This window comes from Pseudomonas sp. P1.31 (assembly GCF_001269815.1).
GTDB classification, from domain to species: Bacteria; Pseudomonadota; Gammaproteobacteria; order Pseudomonadales; family Pseudomonadaceae; genus Aquipseudomonas; species Aquipseudomonas rustica.
Genome location: NZ_LHVN01000007.1, coordinates 53464 through 75364, shown reverse-complemented (window position 1 = coordinate 75364; position 21901 = coordinate 53464). Strand labels below are relative to the sequence as shown.

Sequence of the window (21901 nt, the reverse complement as noted above, 5' to 3'; positions counted from 1 at the left end):
CCGAATTCCTGCGTAGCGCGGCGGTCGATTGAACAGGCCCTACGCTAACGTAGCCTGTTATGACCTCGGCATCGCCGCCAGACCGTCCGGCAGCACCGAGACCTACCGTTCAAGGAGATACCCATGAAGCATTCTGCAATTGCTGGATTGTTCATCGCTGGTGCACTTCTGGCGTCGCCGGTGTTTGCGGCGGATAAAGACCTGTGTGCCGGGAATCTTCAAGTTATTAAAGACTTTGTCACCAGCCAGCCTTCCATTCCGGAAACCTCGCTGAACAACGTCAAGACCGCCCAGGAAGACGCCATGAAGGCGCAGGCTGCCGGGGACGATGGCAAATGCGTTGAAATCACCAACGGCATGATCACGAAAATGCAGATCCGCAATCCAACGCGTAACTGACACACCCGGAAGCCAACCTTCGGGTTGGCCTTCCCGGCCGATTGACGTACACTGCACAGGCTTGTTGCTCAAACAGATGTACTGAGCAATGAGTTCGGGGCCGTTTAGGATTCGACGCCGGTTGCGAAACTTTAGGTGCATGCCGACTTGGTAACAGAAGTCGTAAATCCACTGTTGCAACTACTTATAGTTGCCAATGACGAAAACTACGGCCAGGAATTCGCTCTCGCTGCGTAAGCAGCCTTAGCCCTGAGCTTCTGGTACCTTCGGGTCCAGCAATCACCAGGGGATGTCTGTAAACCCAAAGTGATTGTCATATAGAACAGAATCGCCGTGCAGTACGTTGTGGACGAAGCGGCTAAAACTTACACAACTCGCCCAAAGCACCCTGCCCTTCGGGTCGCTGAGGGTTAACTTAATAGAAACGGCTACGCATGTAGTACCGACAGCGGAGTACTGGCGGACGGGGGTTCAAATCCCCCCGGCTCCACCACTTCATCATCTAAAGACGTCCACGGACGTCTTTTTTTGTGTCTGAAGCCCAGTAAATACGGGGCTTTCAGCGCCATCAACGTCCACAGACGTCCAACAGCAGCCACGCTTTGTGGCATTCCAAATGGCATTCCAAGCCCAACAGTGCTAATTTTTGGAATGCCAACACCATTCTGGAATGCCAATGTGCGCACAAGCTACTCGCCTCTCTGAGCTCAAAATCAAATCTGCCAAGCCTTCTGAAAAGGATTACGTCCTGTTTGACGGTGGCGGACTTCAAATGCGGGTGAGAAGCAATGGCTCTAAGCTACGGTACCGACGTCACTCGCCAAGTGTCGTACGTCGAAGCTGGCAGTCTACTGATGAAGTTCTACCTGCATGCAGGTGTCCCGGACAATGAGCTGATCTCGACATTCGATAAGCGTTACATCAGTGGTTGGGCAGCATGGAATCAGGAGAAGGGCGGAGCTGTATCAGCGGCAGTGAAGACTTCTGCTAATCCCCAATCCGAGTGGCCAGAAGTCAAAACCGCCTGGTGTAACCCACGGATGGACGACGACTGCTACATCAACAGCAAGAAGGTACCGATTGCCGAGTTGGGCAAATACCTTCCAGCGATCAGTGAATCTAATGTCGACCAGTTAGGTGGCCACTGTGAAACCATCCTCTGCTTCGACAAAGATGACCAGCCGATGGGCTATCTGTTGCAATAACAAACTTTGTGCCGGGGGGGACCAATCAACGTCAGCGAAGCTCCGCTACTATCCCACCCATTCCTTCGGTAGCCACATTACTAATAGAGGGAGCATAACGATTTCCCTCTTTTTTTAGTTATCGGTGAAATGGCATGGTGTTCTGATCGCGCCGTCGACCAGAACACCTCAACATCCGACTACAGATCCTGTATCACTAGCTTCGCCTTATGAGCATGACACTGAATCGAGGCGGGCGGGATGCTGAACTTGACTTCAGCATTTTTGAAAATGGCCATGTTTTTCTGTACGTGCTCACTCACTAGACAACAAGCTGTTCCAGCGTCTTGACGTCCTTGAAAACAACATCCGGCACCAACTTGAAGTGCTCACGGCCACATTCGATCTTCAGGTTCTCCTTGCTTCTTCGCTCCCCCGTAACCGTGCTCGACTTGGTTTCCGCGACAAAATAAACACGGGCATCGTTTTCGAACACTACCGCCCAATCCGGGTTATAGCTTCCCAGCGGGGTTGCGATCTTGAACTCACCGGGCAGCTTGAAGAAAAACTTCACCCGCTCGTCGATACTGCAATCGTGTGCGAACTGGCTTTCCGGATCGCTTTCACTCAGCACGCAAGTAAAGGCGTCGCCCAAGGGGTTCTTGTCTTCATCAACCGGCTGGGCCTCAAGCAGCGTCTTGCGGATCGGCGTCGTCAGCTCGTCATTTGCAGGCGGGTACACGCTGCTCAGATAGGTTTCTAGCTCTTCGTCGAACAGCGCCATTTCATAGCGCCGCCCATTGATCTGGTGGTACTCGATTCCTTTCACCAGCAGCGCTTGCAGGCAATTCTTGATCGCCGCAATGGCGGTATCGAGAAACACCTGTGGGTTGATCAACAACTCGCCAAGCCTGCCCGACCCATCCAGAATCGCGAATATGGATGAGCGGGACAAATGCACCCGGTTCTGGATGTAGGCATACACGTCCGGCACAACGATCTGTTCCATTTGCGCATCGGAGCTGCCCACGCCGGTTTCCACACCGTGCACACCATCCTTGCGCATGACGATCTTGGCTTTCAGCGCACGAATTTTCGGCGCTTGCACTTTCGGGTACTGATTCACATCCGCCAGCGCCTCAACGCACTGCTTGACCAACTCAGGGGTATCGAGTTTGACGGTGTAGCGCGTCTGATAGCTGATTTCTTGCCAGATCGCCTTGAATAGCTCCTCCTCTTCTGCGCTGAGTTTTTTGCGTTTTACCCGCGCCTTGGCACGTGCGTTCTTCACGCGGTTGTCAAAGCTCACACCGGTTTCTTCCTCGATCTCGGTCTGCAGTGCTTTGGCAAAGGCTTCGTAGCTTTCGTTCGGAATCACGGTCAGCACATTAACGCGCTTGTCCTGTACCCGTTCACCTTTCTGGTTCACACACAAGCGCAGACCCCGACCGATTTCTTGCCGCTTTTTCAGAGCACTGTGGCTTTCGTTCAGCGTGCAAATCTGGAACACATTCGGGTTGTCCCAACCTTCGCGCAGAGCTGAGTGACTGAAGATGAATTGCAAGGGCTCATCCATACTCAGCAAGCGTTCTTTTTCTTTCATGATCAGGGCGTAAGTGTCATCGTCCTTCGCCACATTGCCTTTGGTATCCACCCAGATGGTCTTGGCGGCCGTGCCTTTTCCCTTTTTGTCGCCAGAAAAATAGCCGTTGTGCACAGCACTGGCGGCATGGGGGATCAAGCCCTTGTATTGCGACTTGCTGGCGTACGTGTTGAAGGCGGCTTCAAAATACTCGGCAAACTTGCCGGGCACGGGATTACCGTCTGCATCAAAAGCACGATAGTTGGCCACCTTGTCGATAAAGAACAGGCTCAGCACTTTGACGCCAATGTCCTTCAGGTTTTTCAGCTTGGCGAAGTGGGCGGCCACGGTGCGCTCGATCTGGAAGCGCATTACATCTTCTTCCAGGCCGCCTTGCTGCGCGTGCAGGCTCAGCACCCGCCCGCCAGAAAACTCGATCTCCTCATCCTCTGCGCGGATTTCGTTGAGGATGTAGCCATCGGCATACACATCGCGCTCATTGGATTTGGCGTGCAAATCCTCGCCCAGCTTCAGGGTGAGCGCCTTGCGCCTCACGCCTGTCTTTTCGTTGACGTCGATGCTGACCTTGACGGTAATGCCCCTCGCCTTCGCGTCGATGCTGATTAGCTCAATGAAGGCCTGATTGTGGCTCTCGTCGGCCAGCACGCCGTCCACTTCAATCTGCTTGACCAGCCCCAAATCGTAGGCCTGCACCGGGTTCAATGAATACAGCAGGTTGTAAGGGTTTTTGTGGGTGGCGGAGTAGCGCAGCGTGCATAGTGGATTCAGCTCCATCAGGGCACGGCGGCGGATGTCAGTTTCAAAGTTCTGCGGCTCATCCACGATCACGATGGGATTCACCGCCTTGATGTATTCAATCGGTGCAAACGCCCGCTCGCCCTTCTGGTTGATCTTGTTGCTGTCTTTGGTGAAGCTGTCGATATTGATCACCAGCACGCTGAGCGCATCGCTCTGCGCAAAGTGGCGCAAGTCGCTAAGCTTGTTGCTGTCGAACAGCATCGGCACGCAGGGCACATTGGCGTAATCCAGCGCGAAGTGCTCTCGGGTGATCTGCAGGTTTTTCATCGTGCCTTCGCGAATCGCCACGCTGGGCACCACCACCACAAACTTCCTGAACCCATACATCTTGTTCAGCTCGTACATGGTCTTGATGAAGGTGTAGGTCTTGCCGGTGCCGGTTTCCATCTCCAGCGTAAGGTTAAGTGGGCAAAACTCTTCTTTGCCATTGTCGGACACGGACTTCACCAGCTCGCTCGACACCGCCACGCCATTGGCTTGCTGCACCTTCTGCACATTGGCCAGCAAGGCTTCGTCCGAAAGCTTGAGCGCGTTGCCAATGCTGCCGTCGTTAGCATATTCCACACTGGCGGCTTGCCCGGCCAGCGAGAAATCCGACTTGGCCAAAGGCTGACCATCAAACACCTGCACGACTGCCTCAACCGCACGGGTCTGGTAGGCCTGATGCGAGAACTGTAACTTCATGGTTTGCGTCATGGCACGGCCCCTCAGATCACGGTCAGGGCAATATCCAGCCCTGCCAATTCCAGCTGCAGGTTGGATAGCAACTCATCAGCTTTGTCGCCTACAAAGCAGGAGTTCAGCAACACCACCTGCGCCGGCCGAGCCTTGGATATTTCCTCCTTCAAGGCCGAGGAGTAAGACTCAAAACACAGCCAGAGCTGCTTGTCATCGGGCATCAGCACGCGATGCACCGTCACCCCAGCAAGCTGCACCGGTTTGCTGATCGCATGCACGCACAGCGCGCCCAAACCATGCTTCAGCAACAGCTCTGCGAGCATCGCCGTCTGGGCCTCTGCCGCTTCAGGTGAATGCCCATCTTTCTCCGCACGCTGGAACAGATTGAGCGTTTCGCGCAGCGCGGCCTCATCAGCCACATCACCGCGCCAGACTTTGAAATTGGAGGGTGCTAAGGTGAAATGGGCACAAGCCAGATCAGCGGTTTTGTCAGGATGTTCGGCCTTGAGCTTGGCAATCACCTTGTCGATGCGAACACGGGTAATGTCGGCAATCGTGCGATAGCCGGCTTTGTATGCCTCACTTTCTTTATCGAGCATCTCAGGTATTTGAACACTGATGCTTTGACGAGTGCCGCCGTCTTCTCGGTTCAACTCCATTACAGCCTGTGCAGTTGTGCCACTGCCAGCGAAAAAATCCAGTGCGATGAAATCATTGCCACGGATCATTTTTCCTAAATACTTAACTAGTGCAATGGGTTTGGGATAGTCGGTAAATGGAACATCTAATGCCATAAGATTTGCTGTTGCTTTTTGTGGTCCACCAAACCCTGTTAGAACTGAAATGACATGGCTAGGCTCGCCACGAACCTTTACCGCCTCAATTGCACCGGATGCTGCAATTTCAAATGTTGTAGCTTGTCCTTTTGCGTCTTCGATCTCACGACACCCATTGGCAATGAAAGCCTCAAGCAAATCTTTCGAACTCCACCCACTAAATACTGTTGCAGGTTGCGTTAGCCGACCTCCTACCACTTTTATTTCATCGAGAACATGTGGCCATGAGTCTTGACGAACCCCAATCGTTCCCGCCTCGAAAGCTGCAGGAAAACCTGCCGGGAGAATCACTTCACTAGTTGGATTTTTTGGCCCATTCTTTACGATGGTATTTCTGATTTCTGCTCGGAATATTTTGCTATCACTTGGCGTGCTCGGATCAACAGCTAATGGATGAGGGAAGAGGTATTCATTTTTTGCATAAGCCAGAACATATTCATGGCAACGCTTAAATTTTGCTTGATTGTCAAAGTTTCCATCAGTTCGCCATGCAAATTGACACAGCAGATTTTCCCCACCGAAAACTTCATCGCACAACAACCTCAAATTCGCAATTTCATTTTCATCGATACTAATGAAAATAACTCCATCGTCGCGCAACAAATTCCGAGCCAAATACAAGCGCGGATACATCATCGACAACCACGCACTGTGGTATTGACCACTTTCTTTGCTGTTCTTTTTCCAAAGACTTTGCTTATTCAGATAACCCGCTTCGCTCTTTTCGCCCGAACGCTTTTGATATTCGTCCAGCGTCTCGGAATAATCGTCGGGATACACAAAGCTATCATTGCCAGTGTTGTACGGCGGGTCGATGTAAATGATCTTGACCTTGCCGTGGTAGGATTTTTGCAGCGCGCGCAGCACTTCGAGGTTTTCGCCTTCGATCAGCATGTGCGGAGCATGGGGCGGGTTGCTGGCGGCGGGCAGCAGGGTGTGGCTGGTGGATTTCTGGATTTCGCGCCGGGCGGCGGCCTTGCCTGCCCATGAAAGCTCGTAGTGTTCAGCCGGAGCAATGCGCTCTTGGCCGATCAGCTCTTTGAGCTTTTCAATGTCGATCTGGTTGTCGCTGATGACTTCCGGCGCAGTGTGGCGTAGCAGAGCCAGCAGTTCGGCCTGGCGCTCGGCCAACGCATCGGGGCTGTAACCCAGTTCGGTATTGTTGTTTTCCATAAGCAACATCCTGTGATCTTCAGATTTGTTTCGTTTACACCAACTGCCAGCGCAGGGTGAAAAGTATTTGGGTTTCGGTTTTTTCCTGCATCCGCTGTTGCAGCGTTTCAATCAGCTCGTCCCGCTTGGCAATGATCTCGTCCTCAGTATTGAAGATTTCCTGCCTCAGACGGCGTTGCTTGCGCTCCAGCTCAGATAGCTCACGCTGGATGGACTCCTGCTCTTGCAGCGTCGCAGCTTTGCGGGCATCACGCTTTAGTTGGGCAATCCTGGCCTTGGTGTTCTTAAGCGCTTCCTCAGCAGCGACGAGCTTGTCATCTGCCCAACGCTCCAGCTTGTCACGCTCTTCATTGAACAGTCGCTGGTTGGCCTCCAGCACGCTGGCAATGGTGGCCTGCACCAAACGCTGACTGTTCGCCGCTAGGGCATTGGGTGCTGCATCATTGATAGCGACGGGCTTACCAGCCGCAGGAATGGTCAGCAGTTTTTCGCAGACTTCCTGATCAAGCAGCTCACCGTCGTCCGTCTGGCCGGAGAACAAAAGCGCCTCGGTTGTCTCAAAGGCTGTAACTTCGAGTCGCACCAGAGTGAGCCAACCGGACTTGCCGAGTAACTTTTCAATAACCGAGATGCGCGTGCCATGCTGGGCGTAGTCGAGTTTGAGCAGGGCAATTGGAGTAGAGGCGTCAAGGCTTGTGGCAATGCTCCACTCGCCCAACGGATGGCTAAGCCGGTAGGCGTGCGCCAACATATCGAGCTGAGCGGCACCACGGATGAGCTGATAGCGGCCGGGCACTATTTGCGGGGTATTACCTTCTGGCGGGCTGTTCAGCGAAAAAGCATAAGCCTGATGGTCAAAGCGTGCCCGATCATTCAGGGCATAGCATGTCACACCCCAGAACCAGCGCCCTACTCTGTCTAGCCGGGCTTCAGCTTCGTCCAGTCGTAGCTTGAGGCGGTCGTGAACATCCTCATCGAAGTTCTCCAGCAGCTGGGACTGGGTGTCCTTTATGCGATCATTGATCGCTTCTTCTAGCTCTGTCTGCAACGCATTAAAGGCAGCTGCTATCTGATCTGGCTGGCGACAGGTATCGTAGATTTTCTGTATTCGTTTCTCGAAGTCCAGGCCACCTTCGATGCTGCCTAACACCTCATCACTGGCACCGAACACACCAGAAAACAGGCTGAATTTTTCAGTCAGCAACTCCAATACGCGCTGATCTGCCTGATTGCGGGTGTTGAGGAAGTTAATAACCACCACATCGAATTTCTGACCGTAGCGGTGGCAGCGACCTATGCGCTGCTCGACACGCTGTGGATTCCAAGGGAGATCGTAGTTAATTAGCAAGGCGCAGAACTGAAGGTTCACACCTTCAGCAGCAGCCTCTGTGGCGATCATGATTTCCGCACCGCTGCCATCGATCTTGCGAAAGTGATCAATCAGCGCAGTGCGGCGGTCCACTTGAGGGGATCCGGTTATCCGATCAGTGCCTTTATGTTCAGTCAGCCATTGCTGGTAGACAAGGGTGGAGTCGGGATGGTTGTTCGTGCCACTGAACAGCACCAACTTGCCGTCATAACCGCTGGCAGACAGGAACTGATGCAGGTACTCCTGAGTACGTTTAGATTCGGTGAATATGATGGCCTTACGCGAGGCCCCAAGCTCAGCCATGCTGGCAAAGCCTAGTTGCAAAGCAGTGAGCAGGGACTGAGCTTTGGTATCAGTACGCAGCCCATGTGCGAGATCAATGATGGCCGTCAGCTCATCTATTTCTGCCTGGATAAACTGTTTTTTATGCTCCGGATTATGAACGGTCGGCTGTGACGGCAGCAGTTCATCGGTATCAGGTTCGTCCTCTTCCAAATAGTCGGTTTCGAGGTCGTCCTCTTCTACCCACTGCTCCAGTAGATTGATCTGCTCTGCCGAGGCCTCGTCTACTAGCATCTGCTCCAGTCGAGCCCGGACGGTAATCAACGTAGCGAGAATGGCCGGCGTACTAGATGCGAGCAATTTGCGCAGAATCAGACCTGTGAGGTGGCGCTGACTCTTGGGTAAAGCAAAAGAATGCTCGCGCAGCAGAAAGGTAGATACCTGATCGTAAAGCGCGTGCTCATCATCCGTGGGACTGAATGGCTGAGTCATAGCCTTGCGCTCAGTGTACTGGATGTACTCCAACACATCCTTACGCAAAGTCCGCTGGGTGAAACCAGCAAGCCGTCCTCGCAGCTCCTCTAGTCCACCAGAGTTATTTAGATACTGCTTTCGAAAGGCTTTTTCATCGCCGAAGAGATGCTCATCGATAAGGGTGGACAGCCCATACAACTCCATCAACGAGTTCTGCATCGGAGTAGCCGTTAGCAACAACTTCTTGCGACCTTCCAGCGCCCGTCGCAAGGCCTGGCCAGTTCGGTTGCTCTGGCGGTGTGCATTGCGAAGCTTGTGAGCTTCGTCGAGAACCACTACATGCCAGGGAATGGCGCGCAGTTCAGCCTCAAGACGAGCAGCAAACTGGTAGGACATGATCAGGACTGATTTGCCAGCGAGATGCTGCAAAGTCTCAAGTGCGCTGCCGGATGACTGCTTCTTGAGTGCCACGGCATCCAGCACAGTGCAGGGCACGGCAAACTTCTCTGACAGCTCTTGCGCCCACTGCTTGCGCAGGCTGGCCGGGGCAATAATCAGCAGCCTGCGACTGCGCTCCGCCCATAGCTGACAGACAACCAGCGCGGCTTCGATGGTTTTGCCCAAACCTACTTCATCGGCGAGCAACACTCCTTGCTGCAAAGGATTACGTAAAGCAAACAGTGCTGCCTCGATCTGATGAGGATTCAGATCAACACTTGCGTCAAACAGGGACTGAGACAGGCGGTCAATGCCATCGGCAGCATGGCGTCTTGTTAACTCGTGCGCGTAGTACTTGGCGTGGTAGGCAGAAATCATTTCTTTGCTCCGGCCGTACGCTCCGGCTCCGAATATCCTGGCGCTAGCACAGCATTTTTAACGCCGTATATTGCCAATGAGTCCTTCAGCCAAAGACGGTGTTCTGGCCCTCGCAGACTATGATCCGGGGTACAGTCCACGCTCCATTTGCGCAACACATAGCCCACCGTTGCAGCACGCAGTTTCATTCGCACTACGCCTCCATGCATGCCGTAATCCATCTCGGTAATTTCCGGGTGCGGCTGATCCGGGTGCGGCACCAACTCCAACTCAACAATGCGAGTCCACTGGATATCCTGATCGCTCAGCTCATGGGATGCCGGCGACTCCTCCTTGAGCAAGCGCGGGCGTTTGATTCGCGTGATTACAAAGTCACGAAACTCTTGGTTTCTGCGATCAAAGGCTCGTACATGCCAATGCAGCCCTGTATCGATCAACGCGAAAGGCACAATCTCGCGTTTGGACTTACCGCTGGAAATAGAGTGGTACTCGATAGCCAGGGGGCAGCCCTTATGAATGGAGCGAGTCACACTCGCCAGCACATCCAAATCGGGGTTCGTCAGCCTGAAGGGAATCTCACAAGGCACCCAGGTTTTGAACAGCAGCGGTTCGCCATCGCCGAAGGCCTGCGCCAGCCAAGACATGACTCTTTCGGCCGGGTAATTGAATAGCGCACAGAAATCTGCGCCAAGTACATATGCCTTACCCTTGGAGTCATAATCGATGTTGCCGGGTGCTAGCTCCCTATACAGCGCAAGATCTCGGGTGGCTGCAGCAGACTGAATAGCAAAGCGCTCGACCAGATCCTGCCGACGAACATCCCCAACGAAGCGCACGCGCAGCTCGATAAAAGCCAGGCGATCACGCTGTGGCTGAGCGAACTCTGCAAGCGGGTTCATGGGCGTCATGTGGTTTTGCAACTCTTGATGAAAATAATTTAGCAGAGCTTATGGCATGCCTTTAAGCACGTCCATGGTTTCATTTAACAAATGAAGTCATGATCATTTTGATCGCTATAAATTCAGGACTAAGAAGGGTCATCACGCAAACCCGAAGAGGCCCGCCGCAACACAGCATCCTGTATCGTCGGACAGGAAATCAGCAATCGCCGTTACCGCCAGCAGGGCTCATAAATTAAACGAGCCCCCAAAGATCACGCACCGATGGCGGCATTACCCCCTACTGGTATCGAATCCTCGCTGACGATCCCCGTAGGACTTCGTAGCTGCCTTGCAGAAGTAGCTCGCCCTATAGAACAGTGCAGGCAATTCGTCGACATCACCAGGTCGGACATTTCGCAGGATCCGGTATTCAGCGTTCGGCGGGATATTCACCAGTCCTCTCACTTCATCAACTGACAGCCCCAGAGCACTGGCCCAGGCTTCCTTCATGCGGTTATTGATGTTGCTGACTTTAGATTTGAGCCACCCACCCGTGCAAACTGAATAGTCATCTCCCAAAGAAAATCTATGATCTCAGTCTCGTCGAGCGAGCTCGCATCTTCAACATCCCTCATTGGCTTACGAAAAAATGCGCTGATGTCACCTCGGACGCCAAGGAAAAAGTCTGATTTAGCTACATCTAGCGGCTCCCAGTGCCGCGCCAGAAGCTCTGTCACGCAACCGCTCAGAAAAGTAAGCGTCCAGCGAAGTCATCTTCTCGATCCCAGCCATAAGGACGATGGTGTCCACCTAAAAATACGTGGACACCTCAGTTCCCACGCACCGTGATCCGTCACGAGCCAGAAAATACCCAATGCGCATGCGGCTGCCAACTTCAACGCATCGGCGAAGACGTCAGCGAGAAGCTCGATTACACACCCGGCGTGTTCACCGTCGAGCAGCACATACGTGGAAAATGGGCCTGTCGCCAGTGCGAAACGCTAATCCAGGCACCGGTACCGGCCCAGGTAATCGATAAGGGCATCGCTGGCGAATACGCCAGGAAAAAGCAGCGCCGATAATCAAAACGCTACATGACTGGATGTTGGCCCAGCGAGATTTGGTGCCCAACGGATCGGCAACGGCCAAAGCCCTGGATTACAGCCTAAAACGCTGGGTAGCGCTGACGCGTTACCTGGAGGATGGGGCTGTGCCCATCGACAACAACCAAGTCGAAAACCAGATCCGACCGTGGGCACTGGGGCGCTCGAACTGGTTGTTTGCCGGATCGCTACGCAGCGGAAAACGGGCAGCAGCGATCATGAGTTTGATCCAGTCGGCACGCATGAATGGGCATGATCCATATGCGTATCTGAAGGATGTTCTGACCCGTCTGCCGACGCAGAGGATGATCAGCCAGAACAATCAGCACCGTTGGACTTAAATTCAAGCCCGACCGATGATTTCCCTCACGCTCAAACCGACAACCCTTCACCCGTGGTGAAAATCAGTCCACAAAAGAGAAAAACGTTCAGGTTATCCAGCGCTCGCTTACCAAAAGCCTGGGACAAGGAACAAAGTGATTAACTGTCCGATCTGAAGCGACATACAACGTTTGGCATTCCAAATGGCATTCCAGACAAAAAAAATAAAACCGATCTTTTTCTTAATAAACAATAAGTTATATTTCATTTTCAGATTACCCCGGCCCCATCAACTCAAAAAAAAGACGTCCTCGGACGTCTTTTTTTATGGCTGAAATTCAAGCACGCACGCATCATGAAATTGCGAAAAATGGGGATTTGCACTGCGCCTAGACAGTGTGATGATTATGCATTTCGTCGGCGAACACCCTGCAATGACAGCTCTTCGCCTGTAAATGCGCCACCTGTATGTGCTCATCTCAAATCAAAGTTTATTTTCAACCTTATGGGTACTCTCTCCATGATAAGCGGCCAGCAGCATTCAAAAGACCTTAGCTTTGCGGGCTTGATGAGCCTTAAAAGCAGGTCACGTGACCGCCAGGTTGATGCTGTCTATTCATCTGCCCCTGAGATGCTTGAAATGGCTGCTGTCAGTGCAAAAGCCGCGCTTCGAAGCAGCTCTACTTTACTCCCTCGCCCACAACGATTTTCTGCGCTTAGCGACTGATGCCTGACACGGATAGCGAAGACGCTCGGTTCGCCCAGCTTGAAGGTTCGGAGCTCCGTAAACACTCTTAAGCTAGAGTTTGGAGGTCAGGTAACCGTCGACCTATTACTCAAGCATATCGACAACTCTGGACGACTCTATAAAGCTGGCGTCGATAAGATCGACCACCATATCCCCGAGCGACACTCGCGAGCCGACTTGATGGCCGAGCTAGGGTTTTAACATCAGGAGTTCATTGATGACCGCAACCAAGTCCGGCTCACCCAACGACCAAAAAAGCGCCTTCGCCGATTTCATCCGCAATGCCGGATCCGAGCAAAAAAAGCGTATTTACAGTGAAGTGTTGGCCGAAGCCACCAAGCAACAAAATCAGGTGATAGCGGAAGCAGAAGCCAAACGGATCTGATCCGAATTATTGGCATGAAGCCCGGCAGATGACCGGGCTTTCTTGTGCACAGGGGTTCGCTCAATCCTCAGCATTTCTCTTCGGAAATCTCCGAAAAAAACCTCGCCCCCCAACCCCCACCAACACCCCCAACACAATCGCCGCTAACGGCACCGCCCCCACCCATGTCATCGTCGGAAACACCAACAAGATCTGCGAGTCATTCCCGCCCAGCATCATCGACGCGCCAATCCCCATCAGCATCCCGGCCAGTAAATGCCGAACAACCGGCAACCACTGCAACCGCTGATAACAAAACGTCCGTCGCTTCAACGTGTACACCAGCATCCCCAACAGCAACATGCCAAATACTGCCACTCGCTGAACCGTCAACGCGCCCTCATCCATCGCCCAGAACATCCGCGACAAGTCATAAAAGAACACGCTCGGCGTCCACTGCGGTTCGAAGGTGTAGAGCGCGCTGGTCAGAGCGCCGAGCAGCAGGCTCGAAACCACCACACGCCGATCGCCATGCATCTGTGACAAAAACACCAGAACCAGTAAGACGATGCCGATAGTCAGCCAATACTGATGGCTGGATATTTCCGCCATCTGCTGAATCTTGTGTTCAGTGAGCATGTTGAGGTGGTGCCAAAGCACGATGCCCAGCACCCAGCCGATCACCGTAAACATTTTCGCCAGATGACCGCTGGCGAGTTTGGTCAGGGTGCCGACGCTGCATCCGTCGTTGAGCACCGAGGCGATACCGAACAGCAAGCCGCCAAGTACCAGTGACCAATAGCCCACCTCAGGAATAAACAGCGGCTGACTGAACCCGGACAATCCATACAACGGCCCCAGCAACAATCCAAACAAGCCACAGGAAACCAACGACACAAACAGTGTCGGCCGGCGTCGCAACAATTGCCCGACCGCGTTGACCAGGCACATGCCCATGCGTTGGGACACGAAGCCGATGAGGAAGGCCAGCAGTAGCGAAATCAACAGTGAAAGCACAAGGCTCTCCGTTTTTGGAACGTGAGGTCGGTTGGACGTTATCGCAGATCGCGCGCGGTGCAAACCTTGCGGATGAAGTGCGAAAGCGCTTCTACACTCACAGCGCACATGCCTTTCAACGCCGACACCCGAGTGATGATGACTTCCTTAAAAGACCGCATGCAAACCGGCAAGGACGCACGCAAGCAGTGCCCGCGTAGTGCTCAGGCGTCGACGGGCAAGATGAGTCGTGATCCGATTCCGCTGATCAAGGCGTCGAGTCAGGGGCGTGTCGAATCGTTGGTGGAGTTGCGTTACGGGCGCATGCTGGTGTCGCCGTTTACGTTTTTTCGCGGCAATGCGTTGTTGCAGGCGCATGACTTGTCGAGCACGGCGACCATGGGTTTGATTTCGCCGATCTGCGGTGATTGTCATTTGATGAATTTCGGTGGTTTCGCCACGCCGGAGCGCAATCTGCTGTTCAGCGTCAATGATTTTGACGAGGCGCATCCCGGGCCGTGGGAGTGGGATTTGAAACGTCTGGCCGCCAGTCTGGTGATTGCCGCGCGCGACTTGCGCCACGGCGATTCGGTCGAAGAGTCAGTGTGTCGCGACATGATCGGCGCGTATCAAGCGACGCTGCTGGAGTGCGCCGAACAGAGTTCGCTGGAGAACTGGTACGAGTCGATCAGTTACACCGACTTGCTCGCGCAGGCGCGCAAAACCACGCTTGAACACGTGCAGCGCGCTATCGAAAAAGCTGAGCAGCGCACTCACGCAGGACTGCTGCCGAAGATCAGCGAGCGCGATAAACACGGGCGTCTGATTATTCGCGATGACTTGCCGGAAATTTTCCATCTGCACAACAACTCCACGTTGCTCGATGCCGAGGATGACTGGCTGCGACTGTCGGACTGGCGTCCGCTTTACGAGATGTTCATGCGCGATTATCGCGGCACTCTGCAACCCGATCGTCTCGAATTGTTGTCGCGGTTTCATGTGCAAGACATGGCGTTCAAAGTGGTCGGCGTCGGCAGTGTCGGCACCCGTTGTCTGGTGGCGCTGATGACCGACGATCAGGAATTTCCGCTGTTTCTGCAATTCAAGGAGGCGCGGCGCTCGGTGCTTGCCGATTACGTCAAAGGCAAATCGCGGGTGCGCCACGAAGGTCAGCGCGTGGTCGAGTGTCAGCGTTTAATGCAGGCGGCCAGCGATCTGTTTCTCGGCTGGACGACGGGGCCCAACGGTCGGCATTTTTATGTGCGGCAACTGCGCGACATGAAAATCTCCGCCGAACTGGAAACCTTCGACGCTGAAACCTTCGCCGCCTATGGACGGGTTTGCGGTCGTGCCCTGGCCCGCGCGCATGCGAAAGCGTCCGGACAAGCTGCGCAAATCAGCGGCTACATCGGCAAAAGCGATGCGCTCGCCGATGCGTTGTTGAAGTACGCGCAAAGCTACACCGCGCAAAATGAACGCGACTTCGAACGCTTTCAATTGGCCTGTCGCAAAGGTCGATTGCGCGCACGTTCGGAAGCCGACTTTACCGCTGATTACCTGCCTTGAACCGGGCTAGAGCGGCCGCCAACGAGATGAATTTTTCTTCACTGCCCCTGCCCGACCGAACCTGTAAAGTTCGCTCGCTCATTCAAGAAACTACGGTTCGCCCGCGCTCCTGCGGGCTTTTTTTTGCCTGAAATTCCTCATCGTTGAAAGTTTCCCGTATAGGCGCTGCCGAAGGCTGCGATCTTTTGATCTTGAAAACGCAGGAGCGAAAGATCGCAGCCTTCGGCAGCTCCTACAGAACATCAACCGGTTTGTATTTTCTGCGGTGTCGGGCAATGCTGTCTGACAACCCTGCCGACCGGAACGTCCGATGCCGCTGTTGACCCTACCCTGCCAACGCCTGACGCTGGCGATTCTTGCCCCGGATCAGGCGGAACTCGAAAGTGAGTTCTATCGCCGCAACCTGCGCCATCTCGCGCCGTGGTCGCCGATTCGTACCACTGAATATTTCTCCACTGCACAAATCCGTCGACGTCTCGAGATTCAGGCCAGTGCCTTCGAGGCCGGGCTGGCGATGCATTTCGCGCTGTTGTCGCCGGACGGCCAGCAGATGATCGGCGCGTGCAATTTCAGCGGGGTTATTCGCGGGGCGTTTCAGGCGTGTTATCTGGGTTATCACATCGATGAAGCCCATCAGGGCCAGGGTTTGATGCAGGAAGCCCTGGAGGCTGGCATCGCGTACATGTTCGAGGGGCAGAACCTGCACCGGATCATGGCCAACTACATTCCCGGTAACGAGCGCAGTGCGCGGTTGCTGGAGCGCTTGGGTTTCGAGCGTGAGGGTTACGCCAAGGCGTATCTGAACATTGCCGGACGCTGGCAGGATCATGTGCTGACGGCGCTGGTCAATCCGCGGTTCGAAACACCGGACAAACGTTGGTCGCGACCACTCGCTTAAGCTTCACGAATTGTTCAGCATTGCCGACGTATGCTCGGGGTTCCCGCCCCTTTCGGTAGCCTGAACGTCATGTCGCGTGCCGTCACTTCGCTGTTTCTGCTTGCCGCCCTGCTGTTTTTCTTTGCGCTGGGCAACCATCAGCTGCAAGGCTCCACCGAGGCCCGCGTCGCCGGCATCGCCATGGAAATGCATCTGGACAACGACTGGGTGACGCCGCGTCTGTTTGGCGAAGCGTTTCTGGAAAAACCCCCGCTGAGTTTGTGGCTGGACGCCGGTGCAATGCGCGTGTTCGGCGTTTCGCCGTGGGCGGTGCGGTTGGCCTCGGCGGTGGCCGGGCTGCTCAGCGTGATGTTGTTGTACGGCATGTTGCGTCGCTTCGAGCGGCCGAAAAGGGTCGCGTGGACGGCGGGGATTCTGCTGGCAACCATGGCCAGTTACTGGAGCAACGTACGTGGCGTCGGTGAAGACGCGCTGCTGGCGCTCGGTGTAACAGCAGCATTGTTGGCGTTTTTCCAGGCGCAGCGATTGCCAACGCAGGGCAATTCGCTGCTGTTTGTCGTCGGCATTGCCATCGCGACGTTGAGTAAAGGTGTGCTCGGTTTGGCGATGCCGGGCGTGGTGATTTTTGCTTATCTGCTGACGGACAACCTGATCGACAGGCGCTTGAAGATCAGGGATTGGTTGCGGCCGGGAGTGCTCACGGCGGTCGGTCTGATTCCGCTGCTGATCTGGCTGGTGGTGCTTTATCAGCATGGCGGTGCGCAAGCGGTCAGAGAAGTGTTGCTGACTAACAGTGTCGGACGTTTCAGCGGGTCGTTCGTTGAGGCCGGGCATTACGAGCCGTTTTATTACTACCTCGCCAAGCTGCCGCAAGCGTTTTTGCCGTGGAATATCCTGGTGTATCTGGGGCTGTGGCACTTCCGTAAAGAGTTGAAGGCGAATCGGTATCTGCTGTTTTTCAGCCTGTGGATCGTGGCGCAGTTTGTGATGCTGACGTTGGCGTCGAGCAAGCGCACGGTGTACTTGATGTCGATGACGCCGGCGGCTGCGGTGATCGCGGCTGAGTATGCATTTGTGTTGTTTGAGAGGTTGAAAGCGTACGAATCGGCGAATCGATTTGTAGGCTGGGTCGCTCGACGACGTCAGGCATTGGCGTTCGGCGTGTTGGCTGTGGTGATCGCCGGTTATCTCGGCGCGGCGCAGTGGGCGCTGCCGAATGCGGATAAACACCTGTCGTTCCTGCCGCTGACGGAACACATTCAATCGCTGCAGGCGAGTGGTCATCAGGTGGCGTTGTTTCAGGCGAATGAACGGGTGGGCGGCGCGAGCGTGTTTTATACGCAGAGTGTGCTGAAGGGACTGGATAAGGAGGCGCAGTTACGGGCGTTTCTGGGGGCAGCAGCGACGAATGTGGCGGTGATCTCGGCGGATGCTGAGCCTGCGGCGCCGCTGAAAGTGCTGAAGACCATGAAGGTTGGGCGGCAGGCTTATTACTTTGTCACCGACTAGATCGGGCTAAACACAAAGCCCTGTGGTGAGGGGATTTATCCCCGATGGGCTGCGCAGCAGCCCTTTCTTTTGAATCAAGAGAGGGGCCGCTTCGCGCCCCATCGGGGATAAATCCCCTCGCCACAGGTTATTCACTGGATGGGCATTCCAACTGTTGCCGACGTGGCGACTGACACTGTCCGCTCATGCTTCTCCAACACCGGCATCTCCAACCGCGCCCGTCCATAAAACGCCAACGCCGTCAGCAAACACGCCAACCAGACAAAGATCCCTGCCCAAAACGTGTGGGACATGTAGTGCCAGCCTTGCAGGACGCGTGTCGTGCCGTAGACAAAACCGAGCAACAACGAGCCCCACAAAATCGCCTTGGAAAACCGCCACTGGTAGCGTCGCGCAACAAAGTACAGCGCCAGCATGGTGAAGCCACCCGACGCGTGCCCGCCCGGCCAGCAACGGCCCTCGCCCGCTTCATGGAACAACTGGAAATTCTCGTACCACTCGACATGAGCCATTTTGCCGCCGTACAGCGTGGTCTCGATCGGGCAGTAAACGCTGGTGTGCGCCTTGAGGAAGTGGATCACTCCGGTGCAAACGGCGAACGCCACCACAACGAAGAAAAAATCCCTACGGTGATCGGCGGTAAATCGCAGCACCGGCGCGACTCGGCTGCGCTGCAGAAAGGCACCCAGTCGTGGACGTTTCTGCGGATTGACCAATGGCCAGATGACCGAGAGCATCGCACCGATCACGGCGATTTCCCCTGTCCAGTTCGGAATGATCCGCGCCCATTTGTGCGTGAGTTTTTCGAAGAGGTGGATTTTGTCGAGCGGGAAAGTCTGGGTCAGCGGATCGAACAACAGGTTGCTGAGAGCGATGTCGATTTTGGTCATGTCGAACAGCAGAAACACCACCGCTGCACAGAGCAGCGGGATGCCAAAGTTATAAGCGTAGAAACGCGATTTCATCGGGTGGTCACCGTGCGCCAGTCGGAGGCTTCAATGAAGCCGAGCATTTGTGGGGCCGCCGGATTGGCAGCGGCGACAAACAGCGAAGAGCCGTAACCGGGATCGGAGGCCGGTACGTTCAGGTCTTTCTCCAGTTGCCCCATGCATTCGCTGTGGGTCACCAGGATCAGATTGCGCCCCGGCACTTTGTGCGCCAGCGCCTCCTGCAACATCCGCCCCTTGCAACTGATCAACCAGTCGGCGGCGGTGGAGGTCTTGGTGAACATGTAACCGGCGGTCTGCACGGTGCGCTCGATCGGGCTGTTGTAGAGGTCGGCGTTGCTCAGGCCCAGTTGTTCAAACTGCGAACCTACCGCATCCGCGACACTGCGCGAACGTTGAGTGATGCCGTCATTGCCGCTCAGGCACGGCGCTTTGGAGTGATCGCAGCGTTCGACGTGGCGCACCAGCACGATCATGTCGCCTTGCGCCCAGCCCTGCGCCAACGCCTGCGCGCCGGCGACATTGCCGTGGGCCAGGTCAGGCACGGCAGCGGGTGCCAGCAACCACAAGGTCAGCGGAATCACCAGCACGGAGGCGGCCAACACCACCCACGTGTTGCGAAAACGCGCCAAACCGCTCAGATCGATCGAGCGTTTGACGCCGAACAGATTCAGTCTCAATTCCACAAAAAGCCGCCTCACCGGCATGCATCACTTGTCATTCGATGCGGCGAAGGTACAGAGGCGGGCGTGGGCAGCCAGTGAAACCCATGTGAAAAAAGTCTTGGGATCCTTTGTTACAAATTCCGTAGGACAAAATCCTTTCAGCTCTCGGCATTGCGGCCGATACAGACCTGCTAACACCCTTGCTGGCTCAAAAAAACAACAATCTTCCAGCCTAACCGACGACCAAGAAACCCAACGTTTCTGGAGGATTTTTGATGAATAGCTGGTTCGGCAACATCAGCGTGAACATGAAATTGGGCCTGGGCTTCGGCCTGGTGCTGGCCCTGACCTGCGTCCTGGCCCTGACCGGTTGGACCAGCCTCGGCGGCCTGATCGACCGCAGCAACTGGATGAGCGACATCACCCAGCTCAACTCCGGCCTGACCAAACTGCGCGTGGTGCGCCTGCAATACATGCTGACCAACGGCGACGAAACCGCCGCGCAAAACGTGCAGACCACCCTGGAGGCATTCGCCGCGCAACAGCAGAAGTTGATCAGCAGCTTCAAGAGCCCGGAAAACGTCAAGTTGCTCAAGGCGCAGGCGGCGACCATCGCTGAATACCAGACCTCGCTGAACAAAATGCGCAACGCCTACCGCACCGCCAACAGTGCGCGCGACGCCATGAGCGTGAATGCCGAGGCCGCGTACCGTCAGATCGAATCGATCAGCAAACATGTGCAGCAAATGGACATGAGCGAGCAACGTTTCGAACAGTTCCAGGCCATCACCACGGCCAAGGAAGCGTTCATCCTCACCCGCTACGAAGTGCGCAGCTACATGGCCGCCACCAACGCCGACACCGAGCAGAAAGCCGTCGCCCAACTCGACGTCGCGATCGCCAGCCTCAAGCAATTGAACGTGCATTTCGCTGACACTCAGGCAGATGCCCTGCGTCAGCTGGAGACCGCGCTGGTCAATTACCGCAGCGCATTGCAGGCGTTTAAAAACGCCAACAGCGAAGCCGTGCAGGCGCGCAAGGAAATGACCGATCAGGGCGCGACCATCGTGACCCAGAGCGAGCAGCTGTATCAGATCCAACTCGATCGTCGTGACGCCGAAAGCGCTCAGGCCCGTACTCTGCAACTGATCAGCACCCTGCTGGCGTTGCTGGTTGGCGTGATTGCCGCGGTGTTGATCACCCGTCAGATCACCCGTCCGCTGCGCGAAACCATGGCCGTGGTCGACCGCATCGCCAGCGGCGACCTGACCCACAATGTCATCGTTACCCGTCGCGACGAACTCGGTGTGCTGCAACAAGGCATCGCGCGCATGGGCGTGACCCTGCGCGACTTGATCAGCGGCATCCGCGACGGCGTCACCCAGATCGCCAGCGCCGCCGAAGAGTTGTCCGCCGTCACCGAGCAGACCAGCGCCGGCGTGAACAGCCAGAAAGTCGAGACCGATCAGGTCGCCACCGCAATGCACGAAATGACTGCCACCGTGCAGGAAGTCGCGCGCAACGCCGAGGAAGCCTCACAAGCCGCTGCCGCCGCTGACGGCGAAGCCCGTGAAGGCGACAAAGTGGTCAACGAAGCCATCGCGCAGATCGAACGTCTGGCCAGCGAAGTGGTGCGTTCGACCGAAGCCATGAGCGTGCTGCAACAGGAAAGCGACAAGATCGGCAGCGTCATGGACGTGATCAAAGCCGTCGCCGAACAGACCAACCTGCTCGCGCTCAACGCTGCGATTGAAGCGGCACGTGCCGGTGAAGCCGGTCGTGGATTTGCCGTGGTTGCCGACGAAGTGCGTGGCCTGGCCCAGCGCACACAGAAATCCACCGAAGAAATCGAAGGCCTGGTCGCCGGTCTGCAGAACGGCACCCAGCAGGTTTCGGCGGTGATGAACAACAGCCGCGCACTGACCGACAGCAGCGTCGCGCTGACCCGCAAGGCTGGCCTGTCGCTGGAAAGCATCACCCGCACGGTGTCGAATATTCAGTCGATGAACCAGCAAATTGCTGCGGCGGCTGAACAGCAGAGCGCGGTGGCGGAAGAGATCAGCCGCAGCATCATCAACGTGCGCGACGTCTCGGAACAAACCGCAGCGGCGAGTGATGAAACCGCGGCGTCGAGTGTTGAGCTGGCGCGCTTGGGTGGTCAGCTGCAGCAGATGGTCAGCCACTTCCGGGTCTGATTCGACCGCTAAACTGTCCGTTGCACGTCTCCGGCGCTGGAGCCGTGCAACGACATCTACTGCGCCCGATGCATGTCCCGCCCCCGCCCTTCAAAT

Annotated in this window: 14 protein-coding genes, 1 other RNA gene and 4 pseudogenes; 11 read left to right on the top strand and 8 right to left on the bottom strand. The window is 55.4% G+C overall.

Annotated elements, in window-relative coordinates; translation table 11 throughout:
- Nucleotides 1–123: 123 nt before the first annotated feature.
- The 4 genes and pseudogenes from AD669_RS03595 (at nucleotide 124) to AD669_RS03590 (ending at nucleotide 1604) form a co-directional block, all read left to right on the top strand.
- On the top strand, nucleotides 124–399 hold the full coding sequence (locus AD669_RS03595; RefSeq protein ID WP_053117006.1) for a hypothetical protein: 276 nt from the start codon (nucleotides 124–126) through the stop codon (nucleotides 397–399).
- 96 nt (nucleotides 400–495) lie between these two features.
- Nucleotides 496–892, top strand: a transfer-messenger RNA (tmRNA) gene (gene ssrA / locus AD669_RS27905).
- Between the two features lie 183 nt (nucleotides 893–1075).
- Nucleotides 1076–1201: pseudogene (locus tag AD669_RS28700) on the top strand (integrase); the annotation flags it as partial.
- A 52-nt stretch (nucleotides 1202–1253) separates the two neighbouring features.
- Nucleotides 1254–1604 (top strand): hypothetical protein, encoded by a 351-nt coding sequence (locus tag AD669_RS03590; RefSeq protein WP_256218806.1) that lies wholly within the window; start codon nucleotides 1254–1256, stop codon nucleotides 1602–1604.
- 301 nt (nucleotides 1605–1905) lie between these two features.
- Here the strand turns inward: AD669_RS03590 and AD669_RS03585 are convergent, their stop codons facing one another.
- From AD669_RS03585 to AD669_RS27890, 5 genes and pseudogenes are all read right to left on the bottom strand, one after another.
- On the bottom strand, nucleotides 1906–4668 hold the full coding sequence (locus AD669_RS03585) for a DEAD/DEAH box helicase family protein (RefSeq protein ID WP_053117944.1): 2763 nt from the start codon (nucleotides 4666–4668) through the stop codon (nucleotides 1906–1908).
- Between the two features lie 23 nt (nucleotides 4669–4691).
- Nucleotides 4692–6671, bottom strand: a complete 1980-nt coding sequence (locus AD669_RS27895) for a site-specific DNA-methyltransferase (RefSeq protein ID WP_172680071.1) — start codon at nucleotides 6669–6671, stop codon at nucleotides 4692–4694.
- 34 nt (nucleotides 6672–6705) lie between these two features.
- On the bottom strand, nucleotides 6706–9612 hold the full coding sequence (locus tag AD669_RS03570; protein ID WP_053117003.1) for an SNF2-related protein: 2907 nt from the start codon (nucleotides 9610–9612) through the stop codon (nucleotides 6706–6708).
- The gene (locus tag AD669_RS03565; protein WP_053117002.1) at nucleotides 9609–10520 is read right to left on the bottom strand and encodes a WYL domain-containing protein; all 912 of its coding nucleotides are present in this window, start codon (nucleotides 10518–10520) and stop codon (nucleotides 9609–9611) included. Before AD669_RS03565 ends, AD669_RS03570 begins: the two co-directional genes overlap by 4 nt.
- Nucleotides 10521–10784: 264 nt before the next feature.
- A pseudogene (locus AD669_RS27890) lies at nucleotides 10785–11048 on the bottom strand (inovirus-type Gp2 protein); the annotation flags it as partial.
- 254 nt (nucleotides 11049–11302) lie between these two features.
- On the opposite strand from AD669_RS27890, the pseudogene AD669_RS27885 reads away from it, so the two are divergent.
- Nucleotides 11303–11937: pseudogene (locus AD669_RS27885) on the top strand (transposase); the annotation flags it as partial.
- A 945-nt stretch (nucleotides 11938–12882) separates the two neighbouring features.
- Nucleotides 12883–13050: a hypothetical protein gene (locus AD669_RS28545; protein WP_172680070.1), complete on the top strand. Its 168-nt coding sequence runs from the start codon at nucleotides 12883–12885 to the stop codon at nucleotides 13048–13050.
- 60 nt (nucleotides 13051–13110) lie between these two features.
- Here the strand turns inward: AD669_RS28545 and AD669_RS03555 are convergent, their stop codons facing one another.
- Nucleotides 13111–14046 carry a YeeE/YedE thiosulfate transporter family protein gene (locus AD669_RS03555; protein ID WP_053117001.1) on the bottom strand — a complete coding sequence of 312 codons (936 nt, stop codon included), beginning with the start codon at nucleotides 14044–14046 and terminating at the stop codon, nucleotides 13111–13113.
- Between the two features lie 138 nt (nucleotides 14047–14184).
- Here AD669_RS03555 and AD669_RS03550 point away from each other — a divergent pair, with 138 nt between their 5' ends.
- The 3 genes from AD669_RS03550 (at nucleotide 14185) to AD669_RS03540 (ending at nucleotide 17998) form a co-directional block, all read left to right on the top strand.
- Nucleotides 14185–15591, top strand: a complete 1407-nt coding sequence (locus tag AD669_RS03550) for a DUF2252 domain-containing protein (protein WP_053117942.1) — start codon at nucleotides 14185–14187, stop codon at nucleotides 15589–15591.
- Nucleotides 15592–15901: 310 nt separating this feature from the next.
- On the top strand, nucleotides 15902–16489 hold the full coding sequence (gene rimJ / locus AD669_RS03545; protein ID WP_053117000.1) for a ribosomal protein S5-alanine N-acetyltransferase: 588 nt from the start codon (nucleotides 15902–15904) through the stop codon (nucleotides 16487–16489).
- Nucleotides 16490–16558: 69 nt separating this feature from the next.
- A complete protein-coding gene (locus AD669_RS03540) occupies nucleotides 16559–17998 on the top strand; it encodes a glycosyltransferase family 39 protein (protein ID WP_156316125.1) in 1440 nt (479 codons plus the stop codon).
- A gap of 131 nt (nucleotides 17999–18129) precedes the next feature.
- Here the strand turns inward: AD669_RS03540 and AD669_RS03535 are convergent, their stop codons facing one another.
- Nucleotides 18130–18963: a phosphatase PAP2 family protein gene (locus AD669_RS03535; protein ID WP_053116998.1), complete on the bottom strand. Its 834-nt coding sequence runs from the start codon at nucleotides 18961–18963 to the stop codon at nucleotides 18130–18132.
- The gene (locus tag AD669_RS03530; RefSeq protein WP_053116997.1) at nucleotides 18960–19631 is read right to left on the bottom strand and encodes a histidine phosphatase family protein; all 672 of its coding nucleotides are present in this window, start codon (nucleotides 19629–19631) and stop codon (nucleotides 18960–18962) included. The genes AD669_RS03535 and AD669_RS03530 overlap by 4 nt, the downstream gene beginning before the upstream one ends.
- A 254-nt stretch (nucleotides 19632–19885) precedes the next feature.
- Between AD669_RS03530 and AD669_RS28970 the strand changes: the two are divergent.
- Together AD669_RS28970 and AD669_RS28965 are read left to right on the top strand one after the other, a co-directional pair.
- Nucleotides 19886–20947 (top strand): annotated as a pseudogene (locus AD669_RS28970) (methyl-accepting chemotaxis protein); the annotation flags it as partial.
- On the top strand, nucleotides 20942–21805 hold the full coding sequence (locus AD669_RS28965; RefSeq protein WP_371262359.1) for a methyl-accepting chemotaxis protein: 864 nt from the start codon (nucleotides 20942–20944) through the stop codon (nucleotides 21803–21805). The pseudogene AD669_RS28970 and the gene AD669_RS28965, both read left to right, overlap by 6 nt.
- The last annotated feature ends 96 nt before the right edge of the window (nucleotides 21806–21901 follow it).